We start from the raw sequence: 17103 nt of genomic DNA on the forward strand, positions 1-17103 counted from the left end.
CCCCCGGTTCACCTATGGTCCGCCGTCGGGGCTGGTATTTTTGATTCCTTATTCCACTGTTCTCATGGCTGCTTCAACCACATGTCCGACCAATACGGAAGTAGTAACTGCTCCTACTCCTCCGGGTACGGGGGTTATCGCGTCTACTACGGGTTCCACCGTGTCATATTTCACGTCGCCGCAGAGCTTGCCTTCGTCATTCACATTGATTCCCACATCGATCACTACCTGTCCGGGAGCCACATAAGATTCATTGACAACTCCGGCACGTCCTGCCGCTACGATTACGATATCCGCTTCTCTTGTCACAGAAGGCATATCCTTTGTCCTCGTATGGCAAATGGTAACGGTAGCATTCTTCTTGATCAGCATCATGGCAGCCGGCTTGCCCACCACAAGGCTTCTGCCTACCACAACGGCTTTTTTTCCGGTGCAGTCGATTCCATAATGATCCAGAATCTCCATACACGCCTGAGGGGTACAGGGAGGGAAGCCCTGCTTTGTTCCGGCAAATACTCCCACCATGGAGCCGTCTGTGATTCCGTCCACATCCTTTTCCGGCTTCAGCGCCTTAATCACGGCAGCTTCATCCAAATGCTTGGGAAGCGGTCTGAAGATCAATACCCCATGGATATTCTCATCCTCATTTACCTTATCAATGGTAGCCATCAACTCTTCCTGCGTCACGTCCACTGGAAGCAGAAACTTCTCCACCGCCACTCCAAGCGTATCGCACCGTTTCGTCGCGCCTCTTTCATAAGAAAGATCATCCGGTCTTTCCCCTACACGGACAATCCCCAGTGTGGGATTGATTCCTTTTGCTTTTAATCCTTCCACATTCGCTTTGATCTTTTCATTCAAAGCGGCGGCAACCTCTTTGCCGAGCAACTGCTTTGCCATCGCAAAATCCTCCTGTTGTAATTGATTTATTCAAGCCATCAGGCTATTATTTCAATCTTCCCAATACACTTTCAAATACTTCGTCCGCCAGTTTCGTATACTTAGCGAGCATCGCATCCGCTTTCTGATTCAGTTCTTCCGCGTACTCTCTGTTTTTCATGGACTTTGTATTGATATATACGTTCAGGCTGGCTCCCTGGAGCGCGGCTTTGCAGAATACCGCGCCTACACCGGCGTCGCTGATAGCCAGAGCAGAACCCTTTGCGGCAAATTCCACGATCAGGTCGAGCGCATCACAGCATTTCTCCATGATCTCCATGGGAACGGAGCAGGCATCCTTCAGGACAATTTCCATTACACGGGCTTTTTCTGCCTTTTCCTCTTCTGTTTCTCTGGGCATTCCATAGGCCTTTGCCAAAGGCTCAAATACTTCCGCATCTCTTTCAATCAGGTTAAGAAGCTCCTTTTGAAGAGTATCCGCCTTAGACTTCAGCGTCCACATTTCCTCTTCTACATCCGCGTATTTCTTTTTTCCCACGGTCAGAGAGCCCACCATATTTCCAAGAGCCGTACCTACCGCTCCCACCAGAGCGCTGGCGCCGCCGCCGCCCGGTACAGGAGCCTTTGAAGCGAGCACTTCCACAAATTCATTACACTGTACAGTTGAAAATCCCATTTCCTTACCTCCGCTTTTCTGTCAGGAATCTTTCAAAAAAGGGACAGCCTGGAGGACTGTCCCCAAATAAACAAACAAAAAGCTATTCCAGATTTCGCTTCTTAGAACAGGCCGGTGATCTTTCCGCTCTCATCCACATCGATCTTCTCTGCAGCCGGTACCTTCGGCAGTCCCGGCATCGTCATGATCTCTCCTGTCAATGCCACGATGAATCCTGCTCCTGCCGATATCTTCAGGTTCCTTACCGTCACCTCGAAGTCCTTCGGCGCTCCCAGTAACTTCTGGTCATCCGAAAAGCTGTACTGCGTCTTCGCCATACAGATCGGGCAGTCCCCATAGCCCAGCTCCTCCAGCTGCTTCGCCTGCTTCTTCGCTGCCGCCGTCAGCACCACTCCCTTGCCATGGTATACTCTCTTCACGATGGTATCCAGCTTCTCTTCAATGCTGCCGTCAAGCTCATAGGAAAAGCTGAAATCGTTCGGCTCTTCACAGAGGCGCACTACTTCCTCTGCCAGCTTCACTCCGCCTTCTCCGCCTTTTGCCCATACCTCGGACAGCGCCACGTTCACTCCCAGCTCACGGCACTTCGCTTCCACAAGGTCCAGCTCCGCCTTGGTATCCGTCGGGAACGCGTTGATCGCCACTACGCAGGGCAGCTTATATACGTTCTTCATATTGTCCACATGCTGCAGCAGGTTCGGGAGTCCCTTCTCCAATGCTTCCAGGTTCTCATTGTTGAGGTCTGCCTTGGCCACTCCTCCGTGGTGCTTCAGCGCTCTCACCGTCGCCACCACTACTACTGCCGACGGCCTGAGCCCTGCCATCCGGCACTTGATGTCCAGGAACTTCTCCGCTCCCAGGTCTGCTCCGAAGCCAGCTTCTGTGATCGCATAGTCGCCCAGCTTCATCGCCATCTTTGTCGCGATCACCGAGTTGCATCCATGGGCGATGTTCGCGAAGGGGCCGCCGTGTACGATGGCCGGCACATGCTCCAGTGTCTGCACCAGGTTCGGCTTCAGCGCATCCTTTAACAGGGCTGTCATCGCTCCCTGTGCGTTCAGATCCCCTGCTGTCACAGGCTTCTGATCGTAGGTATATCCTACGATGACTCTGGAGAGACGGGCCTTCAGATCCGTGATGTCGGATGCCAGGCACAGCACCGCCATGATCTCCGATGCCACGGTGATGTCGTAGCCGTCCTCGCGGGGCATCCCGTTCGTCCTTCCGCCCAGTCCGTCCACCACAAAACGCAGCTGTCTGTCGTTCATGTCCACGCATCTCCTCCAGGTGATCCTCCTGGGGTCGATGTTCAGGGCGTTGCCCTGATAGATATGGTTATCGAGCATGGCTGCCAGCAGGTTGTTCGCCGCTCCGATGGCGTGGAAGTCACCGGTGAAATGGAGGTTGATGTCCTCCATGGGCACTACCTGGGCGTATCCGCCGCCTGCCGCTCCGCCCTTCACGCCGAACACCGGCCCGAGGGAAGGCTCACGCAGGGCTACCATGACGTTCTTTCCGATCTTCTGGAGGCCGTCTGCCAGGCCGACCGTCGTCGTCGTCTTCCCTTCCCCTGCGGGTGTGGGGTTGATGGCGGTGACCAGCACCAGCTTTCCGTCCTTCTTGTCTGACTCTTTCAACAGGTTGTAATCGATCTTTGCTTTGTACTTTCCGTACTGCTCCAGGTACTTCTCCTCGATCCCTGCCTTTGCCGCGATCTCCGTTACCGGAGCCATTGTGCACTCCTGTGCGATCTCAATGTCACTTTTGAATCCCATAATAAAAACTCTCCTTTCTCGCACGGGCCCTTTAGGCCCGCCTGTACATACGTTTTAAGTATCCGTTCCTTCTCCAAAAACGGATCTGTTATATATACAGTAGCGAACGCGGTATTGTAACGCAGGTGCCTTTTCACCAAATCAACTGTGACCCGGCACCCTTCGTTCACTTTCAACATTCCATCCAGTGACACTTAACGCACAATACCTACTCTACCCTATAACCATTGCTGCCGGACACGTTCCCGGCTTTATATGCTTTTGGCTAAAGTTTTCAGCGTACCGATGGAGATATCTCCAACTGCCGCCATATCCTCCGCCTGAAAAGCGGAAGAAAAATTATCGGAGAATAAAATCTGAGCAGACGGGGGAAATTCCTCGTCACCCTCCCACAAAACAAACTGTAATCTCAAATCATCCAGAAATGCAAACTCATAGCCTGCGTCTCCAACCGGAATCTTCTTTCCTCCCACAGATTCCATAACCCTGCAGAATTTGTCCATCTGAAACCCGAAGGTAAACGCCAGGCGCTTCACACACCTTCCCTGAAAGACCTGATTATAATGGTTCCCCCAGGGCATATCGGCATAAGCATAAAACCCGCCTTTAAACGCTGCTTTTCTGCTCTCCAGAAGATACCGGATGATCAGGATCTTTGTCTCGATATCCGTCAGCAAAGGCGCATAAGTACCATCCTCGTCCAAACACTCCACAACGAAATCCGGATGATGGACAGAATACCTTTTATCCATCAGCGTCACCATGAATAATCCGGTCTCCTCTTCATAAGGAACACCGCTCACGGAGGACAGGAACGCAGCATCTGCTTCGGCAAACATCTTCTTGTACATCTCAAAAGGAACCCTGTCCTTCTGATTTTTCTCGTAAGGAATATTCATAGATTCACCTGTGTCACAGACGGGAACAAAGACGTATCCGTATGCGGAATAAAGCATGCCGCTACGAATTCATCCATATATCCGGGAGTCGTTGACAATTCCATGTAAGTCATATTCTGAGCCAGCTCATAGACCTTCCGTTCTGCTTCACCGGATAGCAGCATCGCATAAGCCCCGGCTAAGGAAGAATTTCCGATATAGTGGAATTTATCCAGAGGGATATCCGGGAACATACCAATTCCCACGGCATTCTTCATGTTGATGCCGCTTCCGATTCCTCCGGCCACATATACGTCGTCCACCATGGAAATATCAAAGTCCAGAGAAGAGAGCATGGTCAGGATCGCGGAAAAAATCGCGCCCTTCGCACGGATAAAATTATCAATATCCACTTCTGTGATCTCCACATCCTTGACAGAATCCGCATCTTCTTTAAAAGCCAGGACATAACTGCCCATTCCGTACTTATCGTGGCGGATACGCGTTCCCTCGCGGATAAATTTCCCTTTGGGACTTATCATATTGCAGCGGAACAGCTCACTGATCACGTCGATGATACCGGATCCGCAGATACCCACCGCCTTCTGTCCCTTCTCGCCTATGATGGAAAAGGAAGGTTCCATACTTTCCGGATCTATGGTACAAGCTTCGATCGCGCCGTCCGTGGCACGCATGCCGCAGCTGATATCTCCGCCTTCGAAAGCAGGGCCGGCCGAGCAGGCGCAGCTCATGAGAAAATCTGAATTGCCAAATACAATTTCTCCATTAGTTCCCAAATCAATAAAGATAGAGAACTCCGGTCTGTTCCAAATCTGGCTGACCAGTGTTCCGGCTGTAATATCTCCGCCCACATAGCTTCCTGTATTCGGCGCTATGATGATATGGGCGTCCGGATTAATGTCAATGTCCAGGTCATTTGCAAAAAAGGCATTGGATTTAAAGAATGCGGGAATATAGGGCTCCATACGGAGAGGGTCCGCGTTAATACCCGCGAATAAATGATTCATCGTAGTATTTGCAGCTACGCACATCCGGTAAATCTGCTCAGGCTCCAGCCCGCAGAATTCGCACATCGTATGGATCAGCGGATTGATCGTCTCCTTAATAACGGCATCCTGAAGCTTCTTCTGGCCGCCTTCTTTCCTGGATTCTATAATACGGTTGATGACATCGGCTCCAAAACGAATCTGGCCGTTTCCGGCTGTCGCCTTTGCCAGTATTTCCCCGTTCAGCATATTGATAATCAGTGCAGACACCGTAGTCGTGCCGATATCCACCACCAGACCTCCCGCCCTGACGTTTGCATCCATGCTGTATACATCATAGACAAACACATCCTTTGGCGTCCGTCTGACGACGCACTGTACCCGGAAATCTGCTTCCCGCAGCTTATCCGGCAGTGTCCGGAGCACTGAATAGGGAACTCTCACCTTAGAAGTGCCTGTGGCTGCCGCCACCGCCCGTTCCAAGCGTTCCACATCAGGCATGGTATCATCCAGGCTTGGAACATCCATTTCCACCTGTACGACTTCCAGGCTGTTTTTTAAAGCTATCCCCGATTCTTCCATGCGGTTTTTGACTTCTTCAAATATTCTAAGCTCTTCATCAGAGCTTAGATCAGCCGCTTTCATCCGGCTCTTATAAGCCGAAGCAATGTCCGGAACCAGGACTTCCACATCTGCGATCACTTTGCTGACACAGGCCAGCCTCCATCCGTCTGCATATTCCTCATCGGAAATATGGCGCGTCTTCGGGGACTCCAACTGGCCGCCCATCAGTTTCACCCGGCATTTTCCACACGCGGCATTGCCGGAACAGGGCGCATCGATAGCTACATTTGTTTTTCTCGCTACCTCAAGAAGGTTTTCACCGGAAGCAGCGAAGACAATAATATCTTCGCCGCTCTCAAACTTAAATGTCACTTTAAACATGATGTCTCACCTTAAATGCCTGTTAAATCTCAAGATAAGAATCCGCATATAAAGTATTGTTTTTAAATACGTCACAGGATTTGATCGTCTCCATCAGCCGTAAATCACAAGGGTTCACGATGGCGGAGGTCAGGCCCTGCATCATAGCCATGGCTACCAGTGTGGCATCCATGATCGGCCGGATATGCTTCGGCATACCGTTGGAATTGTTGGACAGGCCGCCTGTGGTATTGAGGCCCATGTCGCTGAACATCTTAATTGCCTCTAATACGTCCATCTGCTTATCCTGCATTCCTTTCACTACCAGGAATAACGGATCAAACCACATATCTTCCGCTTCCATTCCTAAAGACATACCTCTTTCCAGAAGCATCTGGCAATATCCCATTCGCTCATCATTGTCTTTTGCAATTCCTTCGCCATTGCAAAGTGCGATTACAATCGCATCGTTTGCGGCAGCCAGATCAATATTCTCAATCCTTCCGGCAGCATCTGCAGAGTTCACGATAGGTTTCCCTTTGGAACGGTTGTATACGGAAATACCAGCTTCAATCGCTGCTTTATTTGATGTATCCAAGGCAAGCGGCACATTATCAAACTCACTCTGGAGAAGCTCTACCGCCCATTTCATCAGTTCAACACCGTATGATTCTGCCGGTCCGATATTCACATCTAAATATGTAGCGCCAGCAATAAGCTGCTCTTTTGCCCTCTTTAAAATGGGCTCAGGATCTCTCTCCAAGAACGCTTTGTTTACTGCAGGAGCAGTGGTAGAAAGTCTTTCACCAATTGTAACGAATTTTGCCATTGTCTTGTTCTCCTTTTCTTGTTTTTGTGTTCATCTGATGCCAAACGCAGAGCAGATGAACACGCCAAAGATTTCATTATTGCATGTCTTTCAGGAATTTTACCAATTGTACAGCCTCAGTGGGCCCAACAATCACATCCCAGCCGGGAAGCTTGGCTTCGACATCGCCCTTCAATACGGCAACCTTACCGGGCAGTACCAGGGTCCTGTTCTTGATTTTGTCCTCGATTCCCTCTTCCTGAATGAATTTCGCAATGGAGGTGGAGGACAGCTTGCCTGCGGCCCAGGCAGTAAGTACGGAAAGCCCGCCTGCATCACTGATCAGCAGGTTACAGGGAACGCCGGAACGCTCCAGCTCACCGGATACCACGAAATAGGTCAGCGCAAAGTCAACTGTCGTCAGGCAGATAGAGTTCTCATCTCCGCCATTGATCGGATAAACGCCTGGCTCCACCTTCATAGGCTTCTGAGGATCTGTAAATACATTTTGTCTCAAACCGTACAGAGGCAGAGCCTGTGCATAGCTCATGCCTTCCATAACGATGATAGAACCATACTTCAGTGTGAACAGGGAAGCCAATGCTGCCTGCAGATGAGAATCACCGGAAGCCAATACGCCTACATTCACCAACGAAGGATAGCCAAAGGTTCTGTCCTGATCCTTCAGAGCAGCCCTTCTCATCTGTACTGCAGTTGCAAACGCATCCTTGATGGAGCTTGTTCCGACATCCAAAACCAGGTTCTTGTTTCCAAGCTTCTCAATTTTAGCTACAGTATCGTAAAGCTCATCGATGCTGCTTCCGGTCACTCCGAGTACAACGCCGGCTTCTGAAGCCAGCTTGCTCATAGCCTCAAAGTTGGAAGCATCCGCGCCGTTGAGGATGGGCTTTGCGTCCTTGCAGGCATCTAAAGCAGCCTTTGCGGCAGCCTCATCCTTCACATTCAGGATCAAAGTCCTTCCAAGAGCGGCGGCTTTTTTCACAACCTCCACATACTTGTCGACACCGGCGGATTCGCCATAGCTTATGGACACAAATTCCACATACATCCTCTCACCGATACGCACATAGTCAACGGCAGGAATGGCAGCCAGGATCTCATCGATCTTTGCGTCCTCCATGCAGCTGCATACGGATACGGCATATCTTGTCTTGCTCACATATGTTTTTTCGTGTCTGTACAGAACGGTCTCACCGCCCAATGTCTGCTCTGCATCTCCAGCTCCGACTTTGATCGTCTTCATGGGCGGCGCTGTCGCCTCGGACAAGGATGCGATCGCATCCTCGCTCATATGAGGACACTGTTCGATTTTCATGGCGCCGCTGGCCACCTTCATGGAAAACGCCATACAGGTAGGGCAGCCGCACTCCTTACAGTTTTTTTTGGGTGTTAATTTGAAAATATCAAGACCTTTAAGTGCCATTGTTATTTTTCCTCCTGTTCTTCCTTAAATCAATTCTTTAATCATCTTGGAAATTGTTGCAATAGATACAGGATGTTTTAAAATAACTGCATTGGAGCCGGATGCCAGACAAGCGGCAGCAGTTTCAACCTCCATATCAATACCTCTGTCTTCAGCGGGACCCCACTCCGGAACATCCTCTTCCGAAGCGGCTGCTTCTTTAACATTCCATACTTCATCTCCTACCGGAGTCACGATGGGCATCTGAAGCATAGCGTCACCCTGAGCCAAAGCTGCAGCCTTTACACGGTCCATGGTTGAAACCACATATTCAAAGCCATAGCCGGCAGCGGCGGCGCCTACGTTCATGCAGATACGCTCAGGCTTTACGCCAAGCTGTGTCAGCAATACGTTAAGCTGTTTTGCGAGGTTGATATCTACGGCCGATTCTGCGCCGACGACCTGGTCATAAGCCAGACCCGCGGCAGCACCTACGTTCTTGTAATTCTCTTCTCTTGCAGCCAGCAGAAGGACATTCTTGCCCTGTGTCGCCTCCGCCACCTTTGCCAAGAGCTCTGCATCTTTCTCCACATTTTTGGAGCCTTCCACCACGAGCGGCTTGTCTACGGCATCTGCGACCTGTTTTACCAGTTCTACCAGTTCTTCTGTGGACTTATTCACACCATTGGGATCTCCGCCTTCCAGTCTCAGGCAGACGAAATCTGCTCCTTCTACAGTGGCGGCTTTCTTTGCAATGTCGACGACGGTCTCGCATCCGGCATAAAATTCCTTCATACAGGCAGGTTCATTTTCCAACCCCATATCGGATACTTCGATACCAATCTTAGGTGCGTTTTCAATGGGAGCGTCAAATGTATAAAAAGGAAATACATTTTCACCTCCGAGTGTGATTTTGTTGTCGCCTGTTCCAATTTCTACTGTCTGAATGGCAGCGTTAAATTTCTGTGCTTTTTTTGTGAACGGCATTTCCTACTCGCCTCCTTGAAATTAATTGTACACTTTATATTGATATTGCAGCCTGTCCTTCTCTCATGCTTCGATAGGACAAGCCTCTATCAGCAGGAAGCAGGAGCCGCCCTCCCTATCAGGGCGCTCCTGAACCGCTGCTGTCAGTTAGGTAAAAACACTTGATACTTTACTTTGAAAATCTTACATCATAGGTTCCATTGCTAGAGCCGGATGGTTTTTCTCTGTCAGGAATTCAAGCAAGGTTTCGGGATCTTCTGCTATCGTCTCATCACCGACCATATCGGTAAAGTTATCGATTCCGTACAGTTCTTTCGCAGTCGCGTTCAGTCTGTCCGCCACCTGCTCCTTCAAATCCTTAGGCATCCATACGATTCTCTCGATTCCGCCCTCTGCCTTCATGAATTTCTTGGAAGCAATAAAATGCTTGCCATGGCCCATGAAACCGGGAGTCTGAACACCGCCGCCTGTCATGGAGGCCAGCTCGGGGAAGGTCATTCCAAGAGGAGTCATACCCGCGTACTCACGGTTTGCGATGATAACGCCATTGGAGAAAGGCTCGATACCGCAGATACACTCGAAGCATCCGCAGGAGGTCATAGGCTTCTCCATGATAGAATACAGGGATACGTCTTCCAGCGCGCCCTGAGAGAACTTGCGGACGGCTTCATTCACATCCTCATATTCACCGATTCTCTCATCGATGGGACGTTCTTTCGTGATGACCTGGCAGGGGCCATTGGGCTCCAGCTCGTTGGTAGCCTTAGCATCCAGCCATGAAACGGCTCCGCAGAGACCAAGACGCTCCGGAGTTACCACACATACATGGCTCGGAGAGAATGCCTGGCAGAGGATACAGCTGTAATATACGTCAACCGATTCATCGGTCAGGGACTTCAGTCTGTCATCACGTTTATCAAACGCGGGAATCGCCAGATTATGACGAAGCTCAGTAACCTTATCCGCATCTGTGTAAATCTTCACCTGGCATTTGTCAACGACCGCGTCAAAGTCATTCTTAATCTTTGCATACAGCACCTCGCCGATATGCTTTGCACGGAAGCCTGCCTGGAACGCCGTATCGCTGATACGCACACGGATCATGTCACGCTGTCCGGTATGCATCACACCTTCGATACAGTTGATATAGCTATGGAATTTACGCTCGAATACGGACTCAAAGTCGGACTGCATGCTCTTGCCCGCAACTTCTACAATATAAGCGATGCTGTGCTTGCTTCCGAACTCAAATTCGTCAAAATCAGGCCCGATCACTTCAATCTTATGATCTTCGATCTCAGAAGCGTCTTTTGTCTGGACCAGCTCAAAGCAGTCCACTCTGGAACCGTCAAACTCAACCTGCATGTTCTTTCTGCGGATGATCTCACCCTCAAATGCAGATGCAAATGCCACGGGAATATCAATATTCGTGATCTTAATCTTGATATCGCGTGCTTCCAGGGAGGTTGCATTGAACTTGGATACGTCTTCCTGAACGATCAGACTCTTCGGCACTCTGAAAATATTTTCCGTTTCATTGGTGATGACCGGGAAGCCGAGGGCGATCGCGCCGGCGCCGCAGGCGACCACGACATCATCAAGAGGAGCGAAGGCATTGACAAATGCCGGTACACGCTCAAAGGTATACTTCATAAGGGCACCTGCATCTCCAGGAGCCACATTGCCGAAGATAAGGGCCGCACGGATGGCAACGGATACCACATGGATCACAGCCGTCACATCCTTGCCAAGCGGAATCACACGGACACCTGCGCCCATGTTTACACCCTTCTCCGCACACTGGTCGATCACATCGCCTACCAACGTCACCAGAATACCCTGTGCCTGATAACTCTTTACAAGAGCAGCTGCATCATCGGCCGTAGGCGCTTTTCCAAGGATAACTGCCACCCCGGGGATATCGCCGGTTACCAGCGGCACGCCCAGCTCACGGATAATGGCATCGGCCAGATGGCCATAGCAAGGTTCGCTGTAGGGCTCCGCTCCGTCAATATATTTCAGTACTTCAATAAATTCTGCGCATAATGCGGTAGCAACGCCGGACATAAACGCATCATTCAGTCTCTTCTCACGGGTCATAAGGCTCTTAGCCACACCCAAAGCATCCTTTAATTCCCCCAGATTGGTGACTTTTGTGCCTGTCACACCGTAATAGCAGGGTAAGCTGTATGCGGTATTGGGGAAGGATACTTCCTTATCCGCGCCGTGTTTCTCGATCGCAGCGTTGATCGCGCCTTCTGTGAGGCCATACACTGCATCCGAACCATTAAATACTCTATCAAATAGTGTCACTGTTCTACCTCCTAACAATTTGCCTCTTCATCAATTTTTTCTTTGATCTTCTGAATCTCCGCCTTAACGGCAGGACTGAAATCATATGGAGATTTCCCCTGTCTGTCAGCGTCGATCACCTCAGAATTATAGTGGATGAAGCCCAAGAGGTCTTCGGCAGGAATCTTGCTCTTTATAAACTCTTCATCTTCCGTCCCGCGGACCTTATTGGCCACGACCTTCACCTGCTTCACGCCCAGGTCGTCAGCCAGGCGCTTAACATTCCGATAGGTCTGTACGCTCCTGGCACCTGGCTCGATCACTACGACGAACTGGTCCATCCCTTCTGTTGTTCCCCTGCCCAGATGCTCCAGGCCGGCTTCCATATCCAGGATCACCACATCGTCGCTTCTGAGGACCAGATGGTTGATGATTCGTTTTAACATCACATGCTCCGGGCATACACAGCCGCTGCCGCCTGTCTCCACAGTGCCCAATACCAGCAGCTTAACGCCGTTGCAGCTTTTTGCGTACAGTGCAGGGATATCATCCACCTTTGGATTTATCCGAAAAAACTTATTCGTCTCATCGGCGCCGGTTCTTTCCTGGATGAGCTTTCGCATCTTGGTTATGGGAACGATACGGTCCAATTCTTCATCGGAAAAGCCGAGCGCCAATCCCAGATTCGCATCCGGATCCACATCTGCGGCCAGTACATTCTTCCCTTCCTCAGCATAAAGCCTTGCCAGAGTAGCCGCGAACGTAGTCTTTCCTACGCCGCCCTTTCCTGTCACAGCAATTTTCATGTCTTATTCACCTCTAGTTTTTATCATCGAAAGCCTTGCATCAGATACCGATCGCAGCTCTCTTTTCTTCAATTCTATCAATCATGGAATCAACCAGCTTATCAATATCTTTTTCTACCGTATAAGCTGCTTCAACCCACTCTCTGACGCCATTTGTCAAAAGCTCGGCAACCTCAGAAGATCCAGATACATAAGGGTCAACGCCTAAGAAGGTATCAATACCAGTAGCCACAACATAGTTACCGATTGAAACGGCCTTTTCTGACATCCACTCAGGAGCACAGCCCACTACCGGCAGCTGAGAGATCTTAAGTCCGGAATCCTTAGCCAAAGTCGCAGCCAGGATCATCATACGGCTGATATCCACACAAGAGCCCATATGAAGCACGGGAGGGATATCTGCCAGCTCACACACTCTCTTTAAGCCGGCGCCGCAAAGATCTTTTGACTGCTTATCCATAAGTCCTGCTTTCGCAGCAGCCTGCGCGGCGCAGCCGGAAGCGATGACTACGATATCGTTTGCTATCAGCTTCTTCATCAGCTCGATATGAGCATGGTCAGGACGGATTTTAGGGTTATTGCAGCCTACCATCGCAACCGCACCGCGGATTACGCCGGAAGTGATGCACTCAATGAGAGGCTTGGTAGTACCGGTCTCATCCACCTGAGAGTTTGTGACGCCGTCCAGAACCTTTACGATTGCTTCTACAGAATAACCGACAGTAGCTTTCTGCTTCATATCGGGAATGTATACCAAATCTTTGTTTCTGTTTACAAAATTCTCACAGGCCAGCTTAACGATCGCCTTGGCATTTTCTCCCGCGTTCTCTGCATGGAACTCGATGAACTCAGAGTCAGGCATCTGAGCGATCGGAGAGGTAGTGATGAATTTTGTATGGAAGCATTTGCTCAGCGGCCCGAGTGCCGGGAAAATACACTGAACATCAACGACAATTGCTTCGCATGCTCCGGTCAGAACTACGTTTTCCTGCTGCAGGAAGTTTCCAGCCATGGGAATCCCGCGGCGCATCGCTACTTCATTGGAGGTACAGCAGACGCCGGACACGGTAATGCCCTTTGCACCGAAAGATTTTGCATATGCGATCATTTCGGGATCATCGGCATACTCGCAGATCATCTCGGACAGGCTCGGATCATGGCCGTGTACGATGATATTTACATTTTCTGCGTTCATAACACCTAAGTTTGCCTCTGTATCGATGGGCTTAGGAGTGCCGAACAGAACATCCGAAAATTCCGTGCCGCACATGGATCCGCCCCATCCGTCTGCAAGTCCTGCCCGCAGAGACTGGCGGATCAGAGCTTCCGGCTTGGAAGAACATCCCATATGAGTCATATGTAAGGAAGTGGAAACCTCACGGTCGATCGCCCGGGGAGCGATCCCTTCTCTATCCCAGATATCCTGGGTGGTCTGAGGAGCCCTCTTCAGCCATCTCTGTGTACCGAAGGGTTTGCCATATTCCAGCAGAGCCAGCTCGGCCATCTCATGAGCCAGATCGTAAATATCTTTCCCTTCTGTTTCCACACCCCACTCTTTTGCAATCCTTTTCAGCTTCTCGGGGTCTTTTACTTTGTAATTTCCGTCTTCCGCGGACAGATACAAAGTATGGCAGATCTCACGTCCGTGATCCGAGTGAGTAGCCGCTCCGCCAGCGGTGAATTTCAGGTAGTTACGTCCTACGATGCCGTGTACGTCACATCCGCAGATGCCCCTGGGCGCTTTTGGTGTGATACGGCAGGGTCCCATGGCACAGATACGGCAGCAGACACCGGTCTCACCAAATTTACAGTGAGGCGACTGGTTCTTCACCCTCAGCTGCCAGGAATCAGCGCCAACTTTTGCACCTGTTTCCAGGAGTCTGGCTGTAGCCGCCTCAAATTCATCAACGCTTGTTAACTTAAAGTCTCCCATTATTAACCTCCTTCAGTTTCAGCCCGCCTGATCAGGCGGGCCATTCAATCCATTTAAGAATGTAACAGCTTTTCCACTGCTTCAATCAAGGCCTTTCTCACCGGGGAATCCTGGGGCAGGTTCACTGCCGTCGGCCTCCCCTCACAGTCAAACTCATATACTGCTTCACTGTGGGGAACTACGCCGATCAGATTCAGTCCCTGATTACCAATCTCCTCCCGGATACCTTCGTTCAGGCTGCCTTCAGGCGCCCTGTTCACGATAAGCCCCATTGCTCCGGGATTCAATTTGCATTCCTTCACCAGCTCCGCAATCCTGCCAACTGCCTGGATTCCTCTCCTGGAACAGTCACTTACCAGAATCACTGCATCCACATGGGGAAGAATCCCCCGGCTGATATGTTCCATACCGGCCTCATTGTCCACGACAATATATTCATATTGGCTGGAGAGTCTGGCGACTTGGGCCGTCAAAAGGCCATTCACGTAGCAGTAGCAGCCTGAGCCCTGGGTTCTCCCCATCACCAGCAAATCATAGTCGTCTTCTTCAACCAGCGCGGAATTGAACCGGAACGCCGCATAATCCTGCTTTGACATGCCTGCCGGAATCGGACTGGGATCCATCATTTCCGCCCGGGCTATCTCCTCCCGGATATCCCCCAGAGTCGATTCCACTTCCACGCCGAGAACCTCGTTCAGGTTGGAATTGGCATCCGCATCCACGGCCAGGATCGGCCCTTTTTCCTTTTCGCACAAATATTGAATCAGCAGACCGCAAAGAGTTGTCTTGCCAACGCCGCCCTTGCCTGCTACTGCAATCGTATAGGCCATTTCAGTGCCCTCCTTCATGTCTCATGTTTATGTGATCAAACGATCGTACGCAGCCCTGACCGGTTGATGATCTCCGATACATCCTTCCATTTGTTAAGAGCATACATATGGATGCCGTCAACGCCGCATGCACGGTATTCATCCATCTGTTTGATGGTATATTCAATACCGGCCTCCTTGAAGGCAGCTTTCTTTTCATCAACCGCGGCATCGAAAGGCTCTTTATCAAACGGATTCGGGAAAATCCAGTTCTTTGAAATAATCTCGCAAAGCTTGCGGTCCATCACACAGGCGTTGCGGGAAAGTGCCATATTGATGGTAGCAGCCATATCCAGGATCGGCATGATACCTACATCTACAGGCATGGTGATGCCGGCTTTGCGGATCGCATCCAGCCAGCGCTTGAACTGTTCCATATCCCAGCAGAGCTGAGTCATGATATAGTCAGCGCCATTATCCTGTTTCTGTTTCAGAACAGCGATATCGGCTTCCAGGCTGCGGCAGGAAATATGTCCCTCCGGAGAACCTGCGACAGCAATCTCGATCTTATCGCCGAATTCCTTCCGTACAAAAGCTACCAGGTCCGTAGCATAAGCGAAATCCCCGCCTGTTCCGGTCCAACCAAAAGGAAGGTCGCCGCGGAGCGCCAGCATGTTATTAACGCCGTGGTCCAGGTAATCCTGCAGCTGTTCTTTGATGCCTTCACGGGTATTGCCGATGCAGGTAAAATGAGTCACCGGCGTTGTTCCGGCTTTCTGGATCATCCCGCAGACATCCATGTTCTTTCCAACATTTGTTCCGCCGGCGCCATAGGTCACGGAAATATAGTCCGGTTTGAATTCGCAAAGATGCTCAATGGTCCCCGGAAGGTTCTCCATGCCTTTGTCGGTCTTCGGCGGAAAAAGTTCGAAGGAAAAAGCTGTCCTCTCCTTCATGATCGCGGTTAACTGTTTCATAATACATACCTCCTAAGTATATTTCATTTTGTTTTGAACCCATTATTAATTATGTGAGTGATTATGTAACCTTCTTAAACTCAGTAAATACTGCCTCCTGATACTTTATCCGAGGCAGTATTCCATTCACTCTAAAGACTTCAGTCGGTGCAGCGGACCTTTACAATGCTGCCCGCCAGGTCAACCTCTGTCAAAGCTCCCTTTATTTTCATTTCCTTGCCGATGATGTCATACATGGTAATCAAATCTCCATCAATAAGGATCTTGCTGACGTTCTTAAGAAGGAGCGTCTCATCCTCTTCCGGCCGTTTGCCATAAACTGCTGCCAGACACATTTTCCTTCACCTCCTACTTATCTGCTTTCAGTAAGGAAAGTGCCACTTCCAAGCGTACATTGCCGCTCTGGAATTCAGAAACACCCTTTTCGATCTGGTCTGCCGCTTCTCCTTTTCCCATGGAACGAAGCCTTTTCGCCATTTCATCCAATTCCATCGCATGATGCTTGTTATGCTGAAGCATATAGCTCACAAGCGCCAGAGTCTCATCCTCTGCCTCCGCACAGCTGTCACAGGCGCCGGCACATCCGTGGCTGTGAGCATGGCCGCACTCTTCGCCGTCATGGCTGTGAGAGTGGTTTCCGCCGTGTTCATGATCATGCTCATTTTCATGGCCTTCCTCATGAACATGTTCATGGGTGTGTTCAATCAAATGGGTGTGGGGATGCGCATGATGGCTGTGGACGACATTTCCGTTTTCATCCGTAATTACGTGCATTCCACAATCTCCTTTCTATACTTGATTTTCCAAAAAAACATTGTGTTAAATTTTTAATTATTCTTAGTCATTATACCTTGTCTGGTAATATTAATCAAGGCTATTTCCTTTTTTTTGGGGTTATTTTGACAATG

Annotated in this window: 15 protein-coding genes and 1 riboswitch; all 15 genes read right to left on the reverse strand. The window is 50.2% G+C overall.

Annotated features, from left to right (window positions below):
• Positions 1–48: 48 nt before the first annotated feature.
• The 15 genes from H9Q78_RS01435 to H9Q78_RS01505 all read right to left on the reverse strand — a co-directional run bounded on the left by H9Q78_RS01435 (position 49) and on the right by H9Q78_RS01505 (position 16969).
• Entirely contained in the window at positions 49–900 is an 852-nt protein-coding gene (locus H9Q78_RS01435) for a bifunctional 5,10-methylenetetrahydrofolate dehydrogenase/5,10-methenyltetrahydrofolate cyclohydrolase (protein WP_147595908.1), read from the reverse strand.
• A gap of 46 nt (positions 901–946) precedes the next feature.
• On the reverse strand, positions 947–1576 hold the full coding sequence (locus H9Q78_RS01440; RefSeq protein WP_249303168.1) for a cyclodeaminase/cyclohydrolase family protein: 630 nt from the start codon (positions 1574–1576) through the stop codon (positions 947–949).
• 101 nt (positions 1577–1677) lie between these two features.
• Positions 1678–3351: a formate--tetrahydrofolate ligase gene (locus tag H9Q78_RS01445; RefSeq protein ID WP_249300740.1), complete on the reverse strand. Its 1674-nt coding sequence runs from the start codon at positions 3349–3351 to the stop codon at positions 1678–1680.
• A 98-nt stretch (positions 3352–3449) separates the two neighbouring features.
• Positions 3450–3569, reverse strand: a riboswitch (THF riboswitch).
• Between the two features lie 33 nt (positions 3570–3602).
• On the reverse strand, positions 3603–4250 hold the full coding sequence (locus tag H9Q78_RS01450) for a DUF3786 domain-containing protein (protein WP_249303169.1): 648 nt from the start codon (positions 4248–4250) through the stop codon (positions 3603–3605).
• Positions 4247–6181, reverse strand: a complete 1935-nt coding sequence (gene acsV / locus H9Q78_RS01455) for a corrinoid activation/regeneration protein AcsV (RefSeq protein ID WP_249303172.1) — start codon at positions 6179–6181, stop codon at positions 4247–4249. The genes H9Q78_RS01450 and acsV overlap by 4 nt, the downstream gene beginning before the upstream one ends.
• Before the next feature lie 22 nt (positions 6182–6203).
• On the reverse strand, positions 6204–6989 hold the full coding sequence (gene acsE / locus H9Q78_RS01460) for a carbon monoxide dehydrogenase/acetyl-CoA synthase methytransferase subunit (RefSeq protein ID WP_249303174.1): 786 nt from the start codon (positions 6987–6989) through the stop codon (positions 6204–6206).
• A gap of 76 nt (positions 6990–7065) precedes the next feature.
• Complete coding sequence (gene acsC / locus H9Q78_RS01465) at positions 7066–8412, reverse strand: acetyl-CoA decarbonylase/synthase complex subunit gamma (protein WP_249303175.1); 1347 nt, start codon at positions 8410–8412, stop codon at positions 7066–7068.
• A gap of 24 nt (positions 8413–8436) precedes the next feature.
• Positions 8437–9378, reverse strand: coding sequence for an acetyl-CoA decarbonylase/synthase complex subunit delta (acsD, locus tag H9Q78_RS01470; protein ID WP_249303177.1), 942 nt, complete (start codon positions 9376–9378; stop codon positions 8437–8439).
• Positions 9379–9561: 183 nt separating this feature from the next.
• A complete protein-coding gene (gene acsB / locus H9Q78_RS01475) occupies positions 9562–11691 on the reverse strand; it encodes an acetyl-CoA decarbonylase/synthase complex subunit alpha/beta (protein WP_249303179.1) in 2130 nt (709 codons plus the stop codon).
• 11 nt (positions 11692–11702) lie between these two features.
• Positions 11703–12476 carry an ATP-binding protein gene (locus tag H9Q78_RS01480; RefSeq protein ID WP_249303181.1) on the reverse strand — a complete coding sequence of 258 codons (774 nt, stop codon included), beginning with the start codon at positions 12474–12476 and terminating at the stop codon, positions 11703–11705.
• A 40-nt stretch (positions 12477–12516) separates the two neighbouring features.
• Complete coding sequence (cooS, locus tag H9Q78_RS01485) at positions 12517–14409, reverse strand: anaerobic carbon-monoxide dehydrogenase catalytic subunit (RefSeq protein WP_249303183.1); 1893 nt, start codon at positions 14407–14409, stop codon at positions 12517–12519.
• 53 nt (positions 14410–14462) lie between these two features.
• Complete coding sequence (locus H9Q78_RS01490) at positions 14463–15239, reverse strand: ATP-binding protein (RefSeq protein WP_249303185.1); 777 nt, start codon at positions 15237–15239, stop codon at positions 14463–14465.
• Between the two features lie 35 nt (positions 15240–15274).
• Positions 15275–16195: a methylenetetrahydrofolate reductase gene (locus tag H9Q78_RS01495; protein ID WP_249303192.1), complete on the reverse strand. Its 921-nt coding sequence runs from the start codon at positions 16193–16195 to the stop codon at positions 15275–15277.
• Positions 16196–16335: 140 nt separating this feature from the next.
• The gene (locus H9Q78_RS01500) at positions 16336–16530 is read right to left on the reverse strand and encodes a CooT family nickel-binding protein (RefSeq protein ID WP_249303194.1); all 195 of its coding nucleotides are present in this window, start codon (positions 16528–16530) and stop codon (positions 16336–16338) included.
• Positions 16531–16543: 13 nt separating this feature from the next.
• Positions 16544–16969, reverse strand: coding sequence for a cobalt transporter (locus H9Q78_RS01505; RefSeq protein WP_249303196.1), 426 nt, complete (start codon positions 16967–16969; stop codon positions 16544–16546).
• Between the last annotated feature and the right edge of the window lie 134 nt (positions 16970–17103).

This window comes from Qiania dongpingensis (assembly GCF_014337195.1).
GTDB classification, from domain to species: domain Bacteria; phylum Bacillota; class Clostridia; order Lachnospirales; family Lachnospiraceae; genus Lientehia; species Lientehia dongpingensis.